Annotated in this window: 6 protein-coding genes and 1 pseudogene; all 7 read left to right on the top strand. The window is 73.1% G+C overall.

What is annotated here, in order from left to right; all coding sequences use genetic code 11:
• Positions 1-58: 58 nt before the first annotated feature.
• Positions 59-1,306, top strand: a pseudogene (locus tag AB0761_RS05010) (AMP-binding protein); the annotation flags it as partial.
• 367 nt (positions 1,307-1,673) lie between these two features.
• Positions 1,674-5,516 carry an amino acid adenylation domain-containing protein gene (locus AB0761_RS05005; RefSeq protein WP_377267731.1) on the top strand — a complete coding sequence of 1,281 codons (3,843 nt, stop codon included), beginning with the start codon at positions 1,674-1,676 and terminating at the stop codon, positions 5,514-5,516.
• Positions 5,513-6,895 (top strand): cysteate synthase, encoded by a 1,383-nt coding sequence (locus tag AB0761_RS05000; protein WP_377267730.1) that lies wholly within the window; start codon positions 5,513-5,515, stop codon positions 6,893-6,895. Before AB0761_RS05005 ends, AB0761_RS05000 begins: the two co-directional genes overlap by 4 nt.
• 46 nt (positions 6,896-6,941) lie before the next feature.
• On the top strand, positions 6,942-11,678 hold the full coding sequence (locus tag AB0761_RS04995; protein ID WP_377267729.1) for a serine hydroxymethyltransferase: 4,737 nt from the start codon (positions 6,942-6,944) through the stop codon (positions 11,676-11,678).
• A gap of 35 nt (positions 11,679-11,713) precedes the next feature.
• Positions 11,714-18,097: an amino acid adenylation domain-containing protein gene (locus tag AB0761_RS04990; RefSeq protein WP_377267728.1), complete on the top strand. Its 6,384-nt coding sequence runs from the start codon at positions 11,714-11,716 to the stop codon at positions 18,095-18,097.
• Positions 18,094-19,206, top strand: a complete 1,113-nt coding sequence (gene vioD, locus AB0761_RS04985) for a capreomycidine synthase (RefSeq protein WP_377267727.1) — start codon at positions 18,094-18,096, stop codon at positions 19,204-19,206. The genes AB0761_RS04990 and vioD overlap by 4 nt, the downstream gene beginning before the upstream one ends.
• 67 nt (positions 19,207-19,273) lie before the next feature.
• The gene (gntD, locus tag AB0761_RS04980) at positions 19,274-20,314 is read left to right on the top strand and encodes a guanitoxin biosynthesis L-enduracididine beta-hydroxylase GntD (RefSeq protein ID WP_377267726.1); all 1,041 of its coding nucleotides are present in this window, start codon (positions 19,274-19,276) and stop codon (positions 20,312-20,314) included.
• The last annotated feature ends 42 nt before the right edge of the window (positions 20,315-20,356 follow it).

Below are 20,356 nucleotides of genomic sequence, written 5' to 3'. Positions count from 1 at the left end.
CCGCCCGCCACCTCGCCCGTTTCCTTCGGAGCCCGCCAGGCTGAACTGCCGTCAGGCAGTGCCGGCGGGCTCTGTCGTGCCCGCCGGCGGAAGCCGTTCAGTAGCTGTTCAGAGCTGCGCAGCCGAGGGGGCAGCGGCGGGCCGGATCGGCACCAGACCACCGGCCCAGGATGTGGGCGTGACCACGCGAATTGAGCACCAGGACTGGATCTCGGTGATCGCCGCGACCGCGGTCGAGGACCCGGAGCGCACCGCCTTCACCTTCACCGCGGCCGAAGGCACGCCCGCCGCCCGGCTCAGCTACGGCCGGCTGGATCAGCGGGCCCGCGCCGTGGCGGGCGAACTCCAGCGGATCGGTGCCGCGGGACAGCCGGTGCTGCTGCTCGAACCGCCGGGCCTCGACTACGTGATCGCCTTCGTCGGGTGCCTCTACGCAGGCGCCGTCGCCGTTCCCGTCCATCCGCCGACCCGCCGCCCGGCCTCGCTGGCCCGGCTGGCCGCCATCGCCGCGGACAGCGGATCCCGCCTCGCCCTGACCACGTCGGCGCTCAGGGACCGCCTGCTGCAGGGCGATCGCAGCCGGCTGCCGGACACTCTGGACCTGCTGGCGAGCGACCTGGTGCCGGACGGCGCGGCCGCCGGCTGGAGTCGCCCGGACACCGGCCCGGACACTCTCGCCTTCCTCCAGTACACCTCGGGCTCGACGTCCACGCCGCGGGGCGTCCTGCTGACCCACGGCAATCTGCTGCACAACTCCGCGCTGATCCAGCGGGCCTTCCGCACCACGGAGCGGACCGTGGGCATGTCCTGGCTGCCGCTCTTCCACGACATGGGTCTGATCGGCGGCATGCTGCAGCCGCTCTTCTACGGTGGGTCCTGCGCGCTGATGGCGCCCTCCTCGTTCGCCCAGGACCCGCTGCGCTGGCTCAGGGAGATCAGCCGCACCGGCGCCACGGTGAGCGGCGGCCCCAACTTCGCCTACGACCTCTGCGCCGACCTGGCCACTCCGGAGGCCGTGGCCGGGCTGGACCTCAGCAGCTGGGAGGTCGCGTTCAACGGAGCCGAACCGATCCGGGCCGGCACCCTGGAGCGCTTCGCCGCCGCGTTCGAGCCGGCCGGCTTCCGCGCCGAGGCCTTCACCCCCTGCTACGGCCTGGCGGAAGCGACCCTGATCGTCTCGTGCAAGCCGCACGGATCGGCGCCGGCGCTGCACCGCGCCGACAACGGTGCCGTGCAGGTGGGCAGCGGGCAGCCCGATCCGAGCCAGCGTGTCGAGATCGTCGATCCGGTGACCCGGCAGCGGGCGCCCGAAGGCGCGGAGGGAGAGATCTGGCTGTCCGGGCCCAGCGTGGCCCAGGGGTACTGGAACCGTTCCGGTCGCAGCAGCGAGGTCTTCGGGGCCCGCCTCGACTCCGGCGCCGGGGACTCCGGCGCCGGGGACTCCGCCGCCGGGGACTCCGAGGACGGAGGCTTCCTTCGCACCGGCGATCTCGGTGTGCTGCGCGACGGCGAACTCTTCGTCACCGGCCGCATCAAGGACCTGCTGGTGATCCGTGGCCGCAACCACTACCCGCAGGACATCGAGCGGACCACCGAGAGCGTCCATCCCGCCCTGCGTGCCAACGGCGGAGCGGCCGTACAGGTGGACACGGACGGCCAGGAGCAGCGCGGTCGTGGTCCACGAGGTCGCCCGGGACCACCGGGACGAGGACCTGACCGCCCTCGCCCGCGAGGTGCGGGCCCGGATCGCGGACGAGCACGGGGTACGACCGCGGGCCGTGGTGCTCATCCGTGCTGCGACGCTGCCGCGTACCTCGAGCGGCAAGGTGCAGCGGCACGCCGTGGCGGCGGCCTACCAGCAGGGCGGGCTCCACGTCCTGGCCCTCGACGGAAGCACGGCGGCCGCCGGCGAACAGCCCGGATCGGGCCTGCCCGATCCGGAGGTGATCCGTGCCGCCGCCGACGGGCGCCCGGCCATGGTGCTGTCCGCACTGCAGGAACTGCTGGTGGTCCGGCTCGGGGTGGACCGCTCCGCGGTGTCGGACACCTGCCGTCTCACCGACCTGGGCCTGGACTCGCTCGGCGCGGTCCGGCTGCATCACGAGCTCTCGTCCTGGCTCGGAGCCGAACTGTCGCTCACCGAGCTCATGGAGCAGGATCTGGCCGGACTGGCCGGACTGATCGCCGCGTGGCTGGACGCCCCGGCCGGGTCGGCGCAACCCCCCGCCGCACAGTCCCGCACGGCGGAGACGGCCCCCGGCGACTACGCGCTCACCCGCAACCAGGCGGCGCTGTGGTTCCTGCAGAGCCTCGTCCCGGACAGCGCGGCCAACCATGTGGCCACCTGCTTCGAGATCACCGGGGCCGATCCCGTGATCCTCACCTCCGCGATCGAGGACCTCGTCGCCCGGCACCCGGCGCTGCGCAGCACCTTTCCCCAGGTCGGCGACGCGCCCGTGCAGCGGATCCACGCGGAACTGCGCCCGGACATCCGGTCGGCCGACCTACGGGGCCGGCCGCAGGCCGAGCTCGCGCGGAGCACGACCGAGGCGACCGATGCCCCGTTCGACCTGGCGGGCGGCACTCCGCTGCGGGTCCGTCTCCTCCGCACCGGCGCCGAGACCCACCGGGTCGTGCTCACAGCCCATCATCTGGTGGCGGACCTCTGGTCCATGTCCCTGCTCCTCGACGAACTCGACACGGTCTACCGTGCACGTGCGGCGGGGGAAGCGCCCGTCCTGCCCCTGGCGACCGGTCATGGCGCCGTCGCCGAGCGACAGGCGGCACGGCTGGGCACCGACGACGGCCGTCGACTGCTGGAGAACTGGACCGAGCGGTTCCGCACCGCCCCCGGCGGCGCCGTTCTGCCCACCGACCACCGTCCGCCCAGAGTTCCCGGCATGGCCGGAGACGCGGTGCCCTTCGCCCTGAGCACCGGGACGACCACCGCGCTCGTACAGCTCGCCCGGACGGAGGGGGTGACCGTCCACAGCGTGATCCTGACCGCCTACCAGGTGGCCCTCGCCCGGAGCTCGGGCCAGTACGACGTGGTGGTCGGCACCCCTGTCCACGGCCGGGCCGACGCCGAACTGGCCGCGACCGTCGGCTGCCTGGTCAACACCGTTCCCGCCCGCACGTCGGTCGACCTCCAGGAGCCCTTCTCCAGCCTGGTCCGGCGGGTCCACCGGGACGTCCTGCCCGGGCTCACCGGAGCGGATGTGCCCTTCGCCGCGCTCGTCGCCGGTCTGCGGCCGGCGCGGGACACCGGGGCACGTCCCCTGGTGCGCACCTGCCTCAGCCTGCAACAGGCACCGGGACCGCGTGCGCAGGCGCTCGCCGCACTCGCGGTGGGCCACGCGGGAGTCGGCTTCCCGCTCGGCGGGCTGCCCTGCCGAACCGTGGGCCTGCCGGTCACCAGCAGCCAGTTCGACCTCCAGCTGATGCTGGCCGTCATCGGCGGCAGCCTCGTCGGCAGCCTCCGGTACGACACGGAGCTGTACCGCAGGGAGACCGCGGAGACATTCGCCGCTCGGCTGACCGCGCTTCTGGAGACCGCCGCCCGGGAACCGGCCACCCCGGTGGGCGACCTGCCGGTGCTGGCCCCTCAGGAGCACCAGGGCTTCCAGGCGGCCCAGTGCGGCCCGGAGCTGCCCTGTGCGGCGGATCTGCCGGTGCACCACCGGATCGAGCAGACGGCGGCCAGGCACCCCGGGGCGACCGCAGTGGCGTCCGCGGAGCAGCCCGGGCGGCGGCTGACCTTCTCCGAGCTCGACGGCAAGGCGAACGGTATCGCCCGCCGGCTGCTCGAGTCGGGTGTCCGTCCCGGCGAGGTCGTCGGGGTGCTGCTGCCCAGGACGCCGGAGTTGGTCGCCGCACTGCTCGGCGTGCTCAAGGCAGGCGCGGCGTACCTGCCGCTGGACCCGCAACTGCCGGAGGAGCGGCTCGCCTTCATGGTTCGCGACGCCGGCGTCCGCGTTGTGCTGGCGGACAGCACGCTGCCACAGGCACTCGGCCGCATCGAGGCGGTGGAGCCGCAGGACTGCCCCAGCCGGGCCACCGCGCCGCGCGTGGAGCCGGTCCACCCGGAGACCCCGGCGTACGTGATCTACACCTCGGGCTCCACCGGCACACCGAAGGGCGTGGCGGTGCCCCACCGGGCCCTCGCCAACCTGCTGGTCTCCTTCGAGCACGAACTGCAGCTCAGCCCGGGCAGCGGCTGGCTCTCGGTCACCACCCCGTCCTTCGACATCGCGGCTCTGGAGTACTTCCTCCCGCTGGTCAACGGCGCCACGGTGCACCTGGCCGATGCCCGGACCGCCGCCGACGGCAGCCGGCTGCGCGCCTGCCTGGAGCGGGGCGGGGTGACCCACCTGCAGGCGACTCCGGTGACCTGGCAGCTGCTCCAGGACGCGGGCTGGACCGGGACGCCGGGGCTGACCGCGCTCTGCGGCGGCGAGCGCATGCCCGCGGAGCTGACCCGTCTGCTGCCTGCGGCCGGTGTACGGCTGTGGAATGTCTACGGTCCCACCGAGACCACCGTCTGGTCGCTGGTCTGTCCCGTCCCCGGGCCGGTGGAGGAGGTGCCGCTGGGCCGGCCGATCGGCAACACCCGCCGGTACGTTCTGGACGCACGGCTCCGACCGGTGCCGCCCGGCTGCACCGGCGAGCTCCATCTCGGCGGTGACGGAGTGGCCCAGGGCTACCTGGGGAGACCCGGTCTGACGGCCGGCCGCTTCCTCCCGGACCCCTTCACGGCCGCCCCCGGAGCCCGGATGTACCGGACCGGCGACCTGGTCCGACTGCGCCGCGACGGTTCCCTCGACTTCGTGGGACGGGAGGACGCCCAGGTCAAGGTGCACGGACACCGGATCGAACTCGGTGAGATCGAGACAGCCCTGGAACGCGATCCACTGGTGCGGCGGGCCGCCGTCGTGCTGGAGGGCAGCGGAGCATCGGCCCGGCTGGTCGCCCATGTCGAGACGGACGCGGCCGAGTCGGCGCCCGAGGCGCTGCGCTCGGGCCTGCGTACCCTGCTGCCCTCCTACGCGGTGCCGTCCCTCTTCGTTGCGACCGCGGCCCTGCCGCTGACCGCGAACGGCAAGGTCGACCGGCGGGCACTGCCGAGTGCCGCCTCCACGACCGGCACCTCGGCCGCCTACGAGGCCCCCCGGGACGCCACCGAACAGCGGATCGCCCGAGTGCTCTGCGAGCTGATGCCCGTGGAACGCGTCGGCAGGAACGACGACCTCTTCGACCTCGGAGCGCACTCGCTGCTGATGGCCCGGCTGCTGGAGCGGCTGCGGCGCGAATTCGACTCGGCCCTGCCGATGCGGGAGCTGTTCACGAACCCGACCGTGGCCGGCCTCGCCGCCGCGGTCCGGGACGCCGACAGGCCGGCGCACACCGGTGCGGTGCGTGCCGTGCTGCGCCCGGTCGACCGGGCCGCGTACACCGTCGAACGCGGTGCCGATGGCACCCTCCGCCGTCCTGCCGCCCTGATCGGGGAGAACCGATGACCGTCATCACGGACGGCAGGGCGGCCGCGGCCGCCCCTGCGACCGGCCGGCGCGCCTACATCCTGCGCTGCCCCGCCTGCGGGAAGCGCTACCAGGACGACGGCGTGCGGCTGGAGTGCGATCAGCCCCATGCCCCGGCCCTGCTCTCGACCGAGTACCCGGTGCGGGCATTCCAGCCTGCTGCCGAGCCGGGCCTGTTCCGGTACCGGAACTGGCTGCCGGTGGCCAGGATCCTGCCCGCCACGCCCACCAGCGTCAGTTTCCCGGCCGAACACCTCGGCCGCGAGCTGGGCCTTGCGCGGCTGTGGGTGGCCTTCAGCGGATACTGGCCGGAGCGCAAGGCCGAGCTGGAGACCGGCAGCTTCAAGGAGCTCGAGGCCTGGACGGTGGCGGCCAGGCTGCCGGAGCTGCCGCCGGTGCCCGTCGTGGCCTCGGCCGGCAATACCGCCGCTGCCTTTTTGAGGGTCTTCTCCCAGCAGGGGCAGCCCTGCGTGGTGATCGTGCCGGAGCGGGCCCTGGCCGGGCTGAGGTCGGCCTCCCCGCTCTCCCGTTCGGTGCGGGTCGTCGCGGTGGAGGGTGAGTACGCCGACGCCATCGAGCTGGCCGACGCCCTCGCCGCGCGACCCGGTTTCCACCCGGAGGGCGGCACCAGGAACGTGGCCCGCCGCGACGGTCTCGGCACCGCTCTGCTGGCCGCGGCCGAGGCCATCGGACGGCTGCCGGACCACTACGTCCAAGCCGTGGGCAGCGGTGCCGGCGCCATCGCCGCGCACGAGGCCGCGGGGCGGCTGCTCGACGCCGGCTTCCCGGAGGCCGAGAACGGCTCGTCCACCGGCCGGCCGCGGCTGCTGCTCTGCCAGAACCGCGAGTTCGCCCCCATGCACGACGCATGGCAGGCCGGGCAGTCCACCCTGCCGGCGGAGCATGCACTGCGCGGTACACCGGCGGACGCCTACGCCCAGGAGCTGACGACACGTCGGCCCGCCTGGTCGGTGCTCGGCGGCATCCGCCAGGCCCTGCGGCAGAGCGAAGGCGCCCTGTCGGTGTGCGGCAGGGACGAAGCCGTCGCCGCACAGCAGCTCTTCCTCAGGACGGAGGGCATCGACATCGAGCCCGCCGCGGGGGTCGCGCTGGCCTGCCTGCAGCGTGCCGTCGAACAAGGGCGCGTACGACGGGAAGCCACCGTGCTGCTGCACATCACCGGAGGCGGGCGCCACCGCCACGCGACCGAACATCGGCTGGTCCCGGTGCGGCCCGTCCTCCGGTTCACCGCAGAGCAGCTGCGCCAGGGGCCCGACGCGGCGGCGGATGCCGTGGCGGACGCCTACGGACACGGCCCCGCCCGCTCCGGTACCGGCCCGTCGGACAGGTGGCGCTGAACGCCCCGCAGGAACCGCCCCCGCAACTCTCAGAGGAGACCACACGATGTTGACGATCACCCAGGAGCCGGCGCTCGCGACGGCCGGGGCCGGCGATCCGGGGCTGCTCGCCCGCCACGCGCAGCGTGGGGCGGAGCAACTGCAGGAGCAGGATCCGGAGCTGCACGGACTGCTGTGGCGCGAGCACGAGCGTCAGCGGGACACGCTGATGATGGTGGCCGCCTCCAGCAGCGCGGACCCCTCCGTGCTGGCCTGCTCGGGGAGTTCGATCGGGAACGTCACCACCGAGGGCTATCCGGGGAACCGGTACCACGCGGGCTGCGAGATCGTGGACGAGGTCGAGGAGCTCGCGGTGCGGCGCGCACGGGACCTGTTCTCCGCGCGCTACGCCAATGTCCAGCCGCACTCGGGCAGTACCGCCAACCAGATCGTCCTGTGCACCCTGATGCGGCCCGGGGACACGCTGCTCGGGATGGAGCTGAGCGCGGGCGGGCATCTCACGCACGGCTCCTCGGCCTCGGTGACCGGCCGCTACTTCAGATCCTTCGGCTACGGGACAGACCGGGACGGCTTCATCGACTACCGGGCGGTGGAACGTGCGGCGCGCGAACACCGGCCGAAGGTCATCGTGTGCGGAGCCAGCTCCTATCCGCGGACGATCGACTTCGCCCGCTTCCGCACCATCGCCGACAGCGTGGGCGCGTTCCTGCTCGCGGACATCTCGCACATCGCCGGACTCGTGGCGGCGGGTGAGCACCCCAGCCCGGTGGACCACGCCCACATCACCACGACCAGCACCTACAAGCAGCTCTACGGGCCCCGCGGCGGACTCATCCTGCTGGGCAGGGACGCCGGCGAGCCGGTGCCCGGCCAGAGCCGGACGCTCGCGCAGGCGATGCAGCACGGCACCTTCCCCTTCCTGCAGGGGACCCCCGACCTGGGGGCCGTCGCCGCCAAGGCACGGGCCTTCGCGGCCGCGGCCGAACCGCGCTTCCGTGCCCTCGCCGCCCTGGTGCGCGAGGACGCGCAGGCGCTGGCCGACGCCTTCAGCGCGCTCGGCCACCGGCTGGTGACCGGAGGGACGGACAACCACATGGTGCTCCTTGACGTCGCACGGCTCGGCCTGACCGGCGCCGCGGCCGAACAGGCCCTGGCCTCCTGCGGGATCGTCGTCAACCGCAACGTCATACCCGGGGACACCCACGGGCCGCGGGTCACCAGCGGCATCAGGTTCGGCACCAACACCCTGGCGCTGCGCGGCATGGGCCCGCGTGATACGACTGTGCGCCGCCCTGGTGGACCGGGTGCTGAGTGCCCTCGCCCCGACCAGCGGGCGGAGCACCGCACTCGACGCCCGGACCGCCGCGAAGGTCCGCGCCGCCGTGTCGGACCTGTGCCGGGACTTCCCGCTGCCGCACCACGCGGGTCGCTGACCCGGAGCCCCTGCCCGCCCACTGCCCCAGGAAGTTCCATGGATCAGTCCACCCCGACCGCGGCCCTCTCCCCGGACAAGCGGCAGCTCCTGGCCGAGCTGCTCCGCCAACGCGGTCTGCGGAGCGGCCGAACCGCCCGAACCATCGCGCCTCGCGGCGACGACCGGCCGGCCCCGCTCTCCTTCGCCCAGCAGCGGCTGTGGTTCCTCGAGCAGTTCGCGGGCCCGAGCGCGCTCTACAACATCTCCGCCAGGCTGCGGCTGACCGGCCGACTGGACGAAGAGTCCCTCATCCGCGCCCTGCGCACGGTCGTCCGACGCCACGAGGCGCTGCGGACCACCTTTGTACAGCGGGACGGCCAGCCGGTCCAGGTGATCGGCGAGCAGGCCGAGATCGACCTCCCCCTCAGCGACCTCTCGGGCCTGGGACCGGACCAGCGCCGCGACGCGCTGGCCGACCTGGGGGAGCAGATCGCCCAGGAGCCCTTCGACCTGGCCCGCGGGCCGCTGCTCCGGGCCCGCCTGGTGCGGCTGGCGTCGCAGGAGCACGTCCTGCTGCTGGCCATCCACCACATCATCTCGGACGGCTGGTCGCTCGCCCTGATGGTCGAGGAGATCGCCCACTGCTATCCGCAGGACGCTCCACCGCTGCCCGAACCGGAGGTTCAGTACCCGGACTTCGCCCTCTGGCAGCGCGAGCGACTCAGCGGTGAACCGCTGGAGCGGCAGCTGGCCTACTGGAGCGAGCAGCTGGCCGGGGCGCCCGCCGTGGTGGAGCTGCCCGCCGACCGTCCCGACTCGGGACACCGGTCCGTCGCGGGCGCGTCGCTGCCCTGGAACCTCCCGGAGGCCTCCGCGACCCGCCTCGGCGAGTTCGCCCGCAGCGAGGAGGCCACGCTCTTCATGGTGCTGCTGGCCGGGTTCGCGGCAGTCGCCCACCGCTGGTCGCAGATGTCCGACCTGGTGATCGGCTCGCCCATCGCCAACCGCACCCAGCCGCAGACGGAGAGGATGCTCGGCTTCTTCGTCAACCTGCTGCCGCTGCGCGTCGATCTGAGCGGTGACCCCACCTTCCGTGAGCTGGTGGGCCGCGTGCGGCGGACCTCACTCGCCGCCTATGAGCACCAGGACATCCCCTTCGAACGGATGGTGGAGGCCGTACGACCGGAGCGGGCGGCCGGCGGGCAGACGCCCTTCGCCAACCTCCTGCTGGTTCTGCAGAACATGCCGGATCCGGCCCTGTCCCTCCCGGGGCTGCGCATCGAGGTGGACGCCCTGGACACCGGCACGGCCAAGTTCGACCTCTATCTGCAGGCAGCCGAGACCGAGCAGGGCCTGGAAGGCACAGCGGACTACAGCTCCGAGCTGTTCGACGCGGCGACGGTCGGCCGCTTCGTCGAGCAGTGGCTCCGGGTGCTGCGCGCGGGCGCCGCCGAGCCGGACACACCGATCAGCGCCCTGCCGCTGCTGGACGCCGGGGAGCGCGAGGCACTGCTGCGTGAGGGGCTGCCCTGGGGCCGACCGGCCGCTGACACGGCGCAGGCTCCGGAGCCCGGCATGGAAGAGCTGTTCACCGCGGTCCGCCGACGTGCGGAGCTGCATCCCGGAGCGCCTGCAGTGCGCCGCCCCGGCGGGTGGCTGACCTACGCGGAGCTGGAGGGCGCCTCGAACCGGTTGGCCCATCGGCTGCGCGACCACGGCGCCGGTCCGGGCACACCCGTGGTGGTTCTGGTCGAAGGCCTCGCCGACCAGGTGGTCGCCATGCTGGCAGCGTTCAAGGCCGGGGCTCTCTGGGTGCCTGCACGCGCCTCCCAGACGGAGGACCTGCCCGCAGGCACGCCGGTCCTGGTCGCGGACCGGTCGGCCGACCCGGACCGATGGCAGTCGGACGGGACCGCGGTACTCGCCGTCGAGAGTCCCGAGACGGTGCCCGGCTCGCCGCTGCCCACCGTGGGGACCGGTTCCGGCGCGGCCCTGCTGCGGGTGCGTCCGCGGCCGGGCGCGGCGCGCAGCGAGCGCACCGAGGTCGCCGGGCGGCGCCTGCTCGCCGGCTCCGCTTCGCTGGCCGGGCGCGTCGGCGCGGGTCCGGAGGACGTCTGGGCGCTGACCCGGCCGCTGGACCACGGCGCCTCGATCTGCGAACTCTGGGCCGCGCTTGCTTCGGGCGGCTCGGTGGTCGGCCTGTCGGCGGAGTCCTGGCCGGCGTCGGCCGAGCGGGAGGGCGTCACCGTACTCGGCCTCGGGCCGACCGCCTTCCGGCAGGGGCTGACAGCGAGGCATCCGGCAGGCCCGCTGCGCTGGGTCCTGCTCTCGGGCGAACCGGTCCATCCCGCGCAGTTGGAGCGCTGGTTCGAGCGCAGCGATGCGTCGTCGGCCCCTCGCCTGCTGACGCTGTACGGAGCCGAATGCTCCGGCGCCCACGCGCTGGCCCACGAACCCGGCGGCGAGGAGGCGGCATCCGCCGCACCCCGCACCATGCCCGACCTGGGCACGCCCCTGGCCGGCACAGGAGTCCGCATACTCGACCCGGCGGGCGGGCCGACGCCACCCGGAGTACCCGGAGAGCTGTGCCTGCTGTGGCAGTCCGAGCCGGGAGAGACGGACGAGCCCGCCGTGCTCCGCACGGGCGAGTCGGCCAGGCGTGCCGCCGACGGTGCGCTGCGGTGGGCCGGGCCGCTCGAGGACACGGCCGGCACCGGTGGACGCACGGCGGACCCGCTGCCGGCGGCCGCACTGCTGGCCCGGCATCCCGGCGTGCGTTGCGCCGCGGTCGTACCGACGCGCACCCCCGGAGCGTCCGACGCCCTCGCCGCCTATGTCGTCGCCGGGGCCGGAGAACTGCCGGAGGACCTGCGGGCCCAGCTGCGGAGCAGCCTGCCGGACCCCCTGACACCCCGGAACTTCATCACTCTCGACGCTCTGCCGTTGGACGGCGACGGCCTTCTGGACGAGGCCGCGCTGCCGGACGCGGCGACCGGTGCGGAGACGCCCCGCCGGGCGTCCGCCGATGCGACCGAGCAGGTCGTGTCCCGGATCTGGGGCCAGGTCCTGGGACTCGACGAGGTGCTGCCGGACGACGAGTTCTTCGAGCTCGGCGGCCACTCCCTGATCGCCGTTCAGGTCGTGGACGGGATCGAGCGGGAACTCGGCCGCGCGGTGACGCTGCGCATGCTCTTCGAGTCGTCCACGCTGGGCGACTTCGCGGAGGCGGTGCGCAACGCCCCGCTGCTCGTCCCGGCCGGCCCGGAGGCCGTCGGACCGGCCAGGGAGACCCTCACCTCCGGCATGGAGCCCGCCTTCGACGACCTCTCCGCCGATGAGCTCGCCGCACTGATGGACGGCGTCCAGTGACCTCGCCGACGTGCCCACCGATTCAGGAGCCCTCCGTGACCACGACCGAACACGCCCCGGTCCGCGCCGTCGAGATCCTCCCGGTCTCCGCCGCCCAGCGCAGATTCTGGCTGATCGAGCAGATGGACGGCGCGGACGGGGTCTACAACAGTGCTGCGGCGCTGCGTCTGCGCGGCCGGCTGGACCATGACGCACTCGAGAACGCCTTCCAGGTGCTTGTGGACCGCCATGAGTCCCTGCGCACCGTCTTCCCCGCCCGGGGCGGGGTCCCCGTCCAACTGATCCTGCCGCGGCGCCGGTTCGAACTGGAGCGGATCGACGCCCGCGGCCGGACCCCGGAGGAGCGTGCCGCGTGGGCGTTGGACCGTGCGGCGACGGCGGCCTCTCGCCGCTTCGACCTGGCGAAGGGGCCGCTGATGCGGGCCGAGCTCATCGCCGTCGGGCCCGACGACCACATGCTGGTCGTCGCGCTGCAGCACATCGTGGTCGACCGATGGTCGTTCGGACTGCTCATGGACGAGCTCTCGCAGGCCTACGCAGCGCGACTCGAAGGGCGCACGCCCGTGTTCGCGCCCATGCCCGTCCGCTACCCGGACCATGTGGCGCAGCGTCAGGCGGTGCTCGACGGGCCCTACGGAGAGCAGCTGCTCCGACACTGGACGGCTCGGATGGCCGGGGCGCCCCAGGCCCTCGGGCTGCCGACGGACCGGCAGCGGCCGGCTGTGCGCAGTTTCCGCGGTGCCACTGTTCCCGTCGCCTTCGGCACGGCCCTCTCCGACCGTGTCCGGGAGTACAGCCGCCGCTCGGGAGCGACGCCTTTCATGGTGGTCCTGGCCGGACTCCAGGCCGTCCTCGCCCGCTGCAGCGGCGATACCGACGTCGTCGTTCTGACGGGTCCCGCCACTCGGCCGCCGGGTACCGAGCGTCTGGTCGGCTGCCTCGTCAACACGGTTCTGCTCCGCACCTCGCTCACCGGCGAGCCCAGCTTCGAGACGCTGATCGACCGGGTACGCGAAGCCACGCTGGACGCCTTCGAGCATCGCGAGCTCCCCTTCGACAGGCTCGTCGAAGCCCTGGCCCCGGAACGCGACCTCTCGCGGAACCCGCTGTCCCAGGTGGGCTTCGTCCTCCAGAACGCCCCCGCGACCGTGCCCGCCCTCACCGGCCTCGACGTCGAGGCGGTCCGCGTGGCACGCCGCGACGCCCACCTGGACCTCGACTTCCAGCTGACCGAGGAGAACGGCGAGTTCATCGGGTTCGTCGAGTACGCAACCGATCTCTTCGACGCGGAGACCGTCGACCGCCTGGCAGGCCACTGGACGACGCTGCTGACCGCAGCTCTCGCCGCCCCTCGGACGTCGGTGTTCGAGCTGCCGATCCTCGACGCGGAGGCCACTCGGCTGGCGCTCGAGGAGTGGAATCCCCTTCCGGACGAGGCGCCGGGGGACTCATGCCTCCACGAACTCGTTGCCGCCCAGGTGGCCCGCACCCCCGAAGCCCCCGCGGTGATCGACGGCACCGGACGGGAGACGTCCTACCGGGAGCTGTGGACCTGGGCAGGGCGGATCGCAGCGGCGCTGCGCGGGCACGGCGTCGGCCCGGACGTCCCCGTCGGCATCTGTGTCCGCCGCGGTGCGGCACTGCCGGCCGGCATGCTCGGCGCCCTGCGGGCGGGGGGTGCGTTCCTCGCCCTGGACCCGGACTACCCGCCCGGCCGGCTCGCCGACATGCTTGCCGACGCCCGTCCCGCCGTGACCCTTGTGGAGCGGGCCACCGCCCGGCTGCTGCCCGGTGACGCGAACGTGGTGGTGGTCGAGGACCTGGATCCCGAGGGGGCCGAGTTCTCCGGCGCCACCGGTGTCCTCCCCGCTCACCTGGCCTACCTCGTCTTCACTTCCGGCTCCACCGGCCGCCCCAAGTGCGTCGGGGTCCCCCACCAGGGCATTCTCAACACCTTCGCCGGTCTTGAGCGGGTCCTCGGCTACGGGCCGGGCGACCGGATGAGCGGTATGTTCTCCCCCTCCTTCGACCCGGCGGTCTTCGACTGCCTGGCCCCCCTGCTCGTCGGCGCGGCGACCGTGACACCCGAGCACGAGTTCGCGCGCGACCCGCACCACTGGGTGGACCTCGTCGAGCGGCACAGGATCACCTGGTGGCATATGACGCCTTCCGGGGCCGAGGCACTGCTGACTGCGGCCCTGGGTGACGGCCGGAGGCTGGACTCGCTCCGCGTGGTGCAGTGCGGCGGCGACGTCATGCCTCCCTCCCTCCACCGGATGGTGGCCCTGGCCGCCCCCGGCGCCGCTCTGATCAACGCGGGAGGCGTCGCCGAGGCGTCCATCTGTTCCAACCTCCACCGGGTGACCGGGCCGGTCACCGGCCGGGTCCCCTATGGAACACCCCTGGCCAACCAGCAGCTTCTGGTCCTCGACGACAAGCTCCGGCTGGTCCCGCCGGGAGTCGTCGGCGAGCTCTGCCTCGCGGGCGGGAGCCTGGCCCGCGGATACCTGGGTCGCCCGGGGCAGACCGCGGACCGCTACCGGCCGCACCCCTACCGTGCGGGGGAGCGGATCTACCGTACCGGCGACCTGGCGCGGTGGCGGGCGGACGGTGTCGTGGAACTGCTCGGCCGCGTCGACCGCCAGGTCAAGATCCGCGGCTTCCGGGTGGAGCCGGACGAGGTGGCCTTCGCCCTGCTGGGCCACCCCGACGTCGCCGACGCTGTGGTCGCGGCCCGCCCGGACCCCGTGGCCGGACAGCGCCTGGTGGCCTGGTGGGTCGGCCGGCGGCCACTGAACCCAGGGGAGCTGGCGGCCTGTCTCGCCGAGCGGCTTCCCGGGCACATGGTCCCCTCCGCATGGGCGGAGCTGGCGGAGCTGCCCCTGACCGCCAACGGCAAGGTCGACTACGACGCGCTGCCGGAGCCCGTCCTCGGCACGGCCGCGGGAGCGGTTCCGGCGATGGCGCCCCGTACGCCGCTGGAGGCAGCGGTGGCCGGGATCTGGCAGCAGCTCCTCGGGCTGCCGGTGGACGATGTCCACAGCGACTTCTTCGCGCTGGGCGGGCACTCGCTGCTGGCCAACCGGCTGGTGGTGGCCCTGCGCGCCGAGTTCGGGATCGAACTCCGGCTGAGCGACCTCTTCGGCGCGGTGACCGTGGCGGCCCAGGCCGACCTCGTCCAGCGGCTGCGCACCCGGGAGCCGGAGTCGGTGCCGCCACCCATCCGCCCGGTCGCCGGCGAATCCGAGCTGCCGCTCTCCTTTGCTCAGCAGCGCATGTGGATCTTCGACCTGATGGCTCCCGGAAGTCCGGCCTACAACGTGCCCGCGGCAGTCAGGATCAGCGGGCCGCTGGACGAGAAGGCCCTGGCCGAAGCGGTGCGCGGGATCCTGGAGCGGCACGAGGTGCTGCGCACCGCCGTCTCCTCCCGGGAGGGGGTGCCCGCACAGCGGGTCATGCCCGTTCCCGAGCACCCACTGACGGTGACCGGGCCGGTCGCGGAGGAGGAGGTGGCGGAACGCGTCCGGGCCTTCGCCGTGCGGCCGTTCGCCCTGGCGGATGAGGCGCCCTTCCGCGCGGAACTTCTCCGTCTGGCGCCCCGGGACCACGTCCTGCTGCTGAATGTGCATCACATCGCCATGGACGGCTGGTCGATGGCCGTACTCGTCGACGACCTCGGGACGCTCTACGACGGCGGATCCCTGCCCGCGCTCCCGGTCCGGTACCGGGACTTCGCGGCCTGGCAGACCAGCGAGGAGCTGCAGCCGTTCTGGGAGCGGCAGCTCGACCACTGGCGTGACCGCCTCAGCGGCTCGCTGCCCGTGCTGGAGCTCCCCGCGGACCGGGCCAGGCCCGCAGTACCCAGCCTGGCAGGAGGCACCCACGAGTTCCGGCTGCCCGCCGCGCTGACCGCGGCGCTGCGCCGCCTCTCCGCCGAGCGCGGGGCCACACTGTTCATGACCCTGCTGGCCGGCTACCAGACGCTGCTGGCCCGGCTCACCGGGGCAGCGGACGTCATCGTCGGCACCCCGGTGGCCGGGCGCACCAGGCCGGAACTCGACGGCGTCGTCGGCTGCTTCGTCAACACCCTGGCGCTGCGCGGCGATCTGAGCGGGGACCCGGCCTTCGCGGAACTGCTCCGGCGCACCAAGGAGCGGACCCTGGCCGACTTCGACCACCAGGACGTGCCGCTGGACCGGGTGCTCGACAGCGTGGGTGCGGAGCGCGACCCGGCTCGCCATCCGCTCTTCCAGACCATGCTGACGCTGCAGAGCGCCCCCCTGCCCGACACGGGATTCGAAGGGCTCGATGTCACCCCGCTGGGCTCGGGCACGGACACCTGCCTGATGGACCTGATGTTCACCGCTGTGGAGTCGGACGACACCCTCGACTTCACGGTCGAGTACGCCACGGACCTCTTCGACGCCGCCGGTGTCGCCCAGCTTGCCGCTCGGTTCGTCCTGTTGCTGGAAGCGGCGGTCGCGGATCCGCAGACCGCGATCGGAAGCCTGCCGCTGATGGACACGGACGAACGGCGGACGCTGCTGCAGGAGTGGAACGCGACCGCGCGGGAGATTCCGCAGGCCACGATCGCGCAGCTGATCGCGGAGCGGGCGGCGCTCACCCCCGATGCGCCCGCCCTGGAGTGCCAGGGCCGCGTCCTGAGCTACGCCGAGCTGGAGCGGCGCGCGTCCCGGTGCGCCACCGCGCTGCAGGACCGGGGAGTGGGGCGGGAGGCAGTCGTCGCGGTGGACGCGGGCGCCACGGAGGACCTGGTCGTCGCCCTGCTCGGAGTGCTCAAGGCGGGAGCGGCCTTCCTGACCCTCGACCCGGCCCACCCCACCGCCCGGGTCGAGCAGGTGCTGGAGACGGCAGCGCCGGCGCTGGTGCTCACCGGTCAGGGAGGCCGCGGCGAGGGTGACCCGGCCTTCTCCGGCCGAGCCACGGTGCCGGTCGCCACGGCCCAGGAGGAAGGACCGGCCCGGACTGCCGCCTCGGTCCATCCCTCCGGTCTGGCCTGTGTCTTCTTCACCTCCGGGACCACCGGCCGCCCCAAGGGGGTGATGTTCGACCAGCGCAGTCTGGTGAACCTGGCCCTGGCGATGCGCGAGAAGCTCGGCCTCGACCAGGGGGACCGCTTCCTTCAGCTCGCACCGGTCGGCTTCGACGTTCTGCTGGAGGAGGTGCTGCCGGTGCTCGCGGCCGGGGCGACGCTGGTGCTGCCCGGCAGCCGGATTCTCGCCGAGGGCGTCGACCTGGGCGGCTATCTGGACCGCCACCGGATCACCGCGCTCGAGCTGACCACCGCGTACTGGCATGAGTGGGTGGAGCAGCTGGTGCGGGAGGACGGCAGGCCGCCGGCCTCGCTCCGGGTCGTCGCGATGGGCGGAGAGCGGGTCCGGGCGGACCGGCTTGCCGACTGGCAGCAGTGGGGTGTCCCGCTCGTCCATGTCTACGGCATCACCGAGGCAGGCTGCACCTCCACCACCGAGCCGGTGCGGGCGGAGCCGGTGACAACCGCCCTTCCCATCGGCAGGCCGCTGCCCAACACCCGCTGCTACCTGCTCGACCGCAGCGGCCGCCCCGTCCCGCCGGGCGTCCCGGGCGAGCTCCACCTCGGGGGCGCCGGACTGGCCCGCGGCTACATCGGCCGACCCGGCGCGACCTCGGCGCGCTTTCTCCCGGACCATCTGAGCGGCATCCCCGGCGCACGTCTCTACCGCACCGGGGACCTGGCCCGCCAGGACCGCCGCGGCCGGCTGGAATTCCTGGGCCGGGTCGACCAGCAGGTGAAGATCCGCGGTCACCGGATCGAGCCGGGAGAGGCGGAGACGCGGCTGACCGCGCAGCCCTCCGTGGGCCATGCGGTGGTCCTGGTGCGCGAGGACCGGCCGGGGGAGAAGCGGCTCGTCGGCTATGTGACCCCGGCCGCCGACGGGGTCGCGCCGGACGGCGCGGCGCTGCGTGCCGCACTGCGCGAGGAACTGCCGGGCTATCTGGTGCCCGAGGTCCTGGTCGTCCTCCCGCAGCTGCCGCTCAACGCGAACGGCAAGCTCGACCGGGCGGCCCTGCCGGCGCCCACCCGGGCGGAGCTGGCAGGCGGGGGCGAGGCGGTGGCCCCGCGCACTCCGCTGGAGCAGTCGATCGCCGATCTCGTGGGCGAACTGCTCGGCCTCGACGCGGTCGGAGTGCACGACAACCTCTTCGACCTCGGCCTGCACTCGCTGCTGGCCGCTCGTTTCGCCGCGCGGGCCAGGGAGGAACTGGGCACCGAACTGCCGCTGCGCGTCTTCTACGAGGAGCCGACAGTCGCCGGCCTGGCCCTGTGCATCGTGCAGGAACAGGCGGAACTGGCCGGGCTCGAAGACCTCGACGACCTTGACGAACTGCTCGCCGAACTGGAGACGGAGACCTCATGACCATCGCGCCGGCGCCCCTGGAGGACTGGCTGAGAGAGCGGTACTTCACAGCCCCGATCGACATCAGCAGCAGCGGTGTGGAGAACTACACCGTGGACGAGGTGCTCGGCCTGGCCGGGCAGGACGCCTCCGCTCTCGGCGGAATCATCTTCCGGGACAGCCACTCGCTCGGCAGCGCCCCGCTCCGACAGGCCCTGGCCGAACGATTCGGAGTGCAGCCCGACCAGGTGATGGCCACGCAGGGATCCAGCGAGGCGATCTACCTGACCATGCACGCCCTGCTCCGTCCCGGTGACGAGGTGGTGGTGCCGACCATCGCGTACCACGCCCTCGACCGGATCGCCGCGGAGATCGGCTGCCGTCTGGTCCGCTGGGAGATCCGTACAAAGGAGGGGCTGGTCGACAATCTCGACGAACTCCTCACCCTGATCGGACCAAGCACCCGCATGGTCGTCCTGAACTTTCCGCACAATCCCACCGGAGCCACGGTCAGCGCCGAGCAGCAGGAGTCGATTGTGGCGGCCTGCGCCGCGGGCGGAGTCTGGCTCGCCTGGGACGGCGCGTTCCGCGAGCTGGTCTACGACGCTGCGCCGCTGCCCGAGCCGGTGTGCCGCTATGAGCGCGCGGTCTCCTTCGGGACCCTGTCGAAGGCCTACGGTCTGCCAGGACTGCGGGTCGGCTGGGTGCTGGCCGCTCCGGAGGTGCTCGCCGCCTGTGTGCGACTGCGCGACTACCTGAGCCTTGCACTCTCCCCCCTGGTCGAGGCGGTGGCCGTGCATGCGGTCGAGCACGCATCCGAACTGCTCGGCCCCAAACTCTCCCAGGCGGAGGCCAACCGCACACTGCTCCTCGACTGGCTGGAGGCCCACGACGGCCTCGTCCAGGCGGAGCCGCCGCGTGGCGGGGTCACCGCCTTTCCGCTGGTGAAGTCCCTGGACAACACCACGGCCCTGGCGCAGCGCCTCGAGCGGGAGCACGGGGTGCTCGTCGTGCCCGGCTCCTGCTTCGACGCCCCCCGGCACCTCCGGATCGGATTCGGCGGGCCGGAAACGGAGCTGCGCACCGGTCTGGACCGGCTTGCGGAGCTGCTGTCCGGCCTCTCCCACTGACTCTCCGCCGCACCGAGATCCCGCCCCACACCCCTTCCCCACCCGTACTCCCGCGCCGAGGCGAATCGTGTATCGACACAGTCTGAGCACAACCGAGTCCGATCAGATCGACGGCCTGCTGGACGAGCTGACACAGCGCTACCACTCGGTGGAGGACCCCGAGCTGCTGCGCGAACTGCCCGTGGTGGCCCACCGGCTGCCCCTCGGTCTGCGCCGCTTCCTCGCCGACTTCCGGCTCATCGAGCCGGCGCCCGTGTGCGTCGTCTCCGGCCACCACGTCTCCCAGCAGACCATCGGCGCCACCCCCGAGCACTGGTCGCAGCGCTCCGGCGTCTCCCCCGCACTGCGGGAAGAGCTCTATCTGATGCTCTGCTCCGCCGTCCTCGGCGACCCCTTCGGCTGGGCCACCCAGCAGGACGGCTACCTGGTGCACGACGTCCTCCCGATCAAGGGACACGAGCAGGAGCAGATCGGCACCGGAAGCGAGCAGACCATCTGGTGGCACGTCGAGGACGCCTTCCACCCCTACCGCGGCGACTACGTGGGTCTGCTGTGCCTGCGCAATCCGGACCAGGTGCCCACGACCTTCGCCGGGATCGCCGACCTGGAGATCTCGGACCGGGACCGCGAGGTGCTGGCACAGGCACGGTACGAGATCCTGCCGGACAACTCCCACCTGCAGATGCTGGACAGCGGCCCCGGCCGCGCGCTGCCCGGCGCTTCGGAGCTGCTCGACCGCGCCTACCAGCGGATCAAGGAGATGCGGGAGTCACCGACCCCGGTCCCGGTGCTCTTCGGCGCGCCGCACGACCCGTACCTCTGCCTTGACCCGTACTTCATGGACCTCGAGCGGCTGGCGCAGTCCGACCCCGAGGCCTCGGCGGCGCTGCGGCGCTTCTGCGACGAGGTCGACGCCAAGCTGACGGGCGCCGCGCTGGCCCCCGGCGACGTGCTCTTCGTCGACAACTATCGCGCGGTCCACGGACGCCAGGCCTTCAAGGCGCGCTTCGACGGCACCGACCGCTGGCTGAAGCGGGTCAACGTGGTGCGCGACCTGCGCAGGTCCCGGGACGCCCGGCACCGCGCCGAGTCCCGCATCCTCTTCTGACCCACCCCACCCTCGAACCCCCCGCCCGGGGCCGGCGCCGGC

This window comes from Peterkaempfera podocarpi (assembly GCF_042466665.1).
Classification (GTDB): Bacteria; Actinomycetota; Actinomycetes; order Streptomycetales; family Streptomycetaceae; genus Peterkaempfera; species Peterkaempfera podocarpi.
This window is presented reverse-complemented; position numbering and strand designations above follow the sequence as displayed.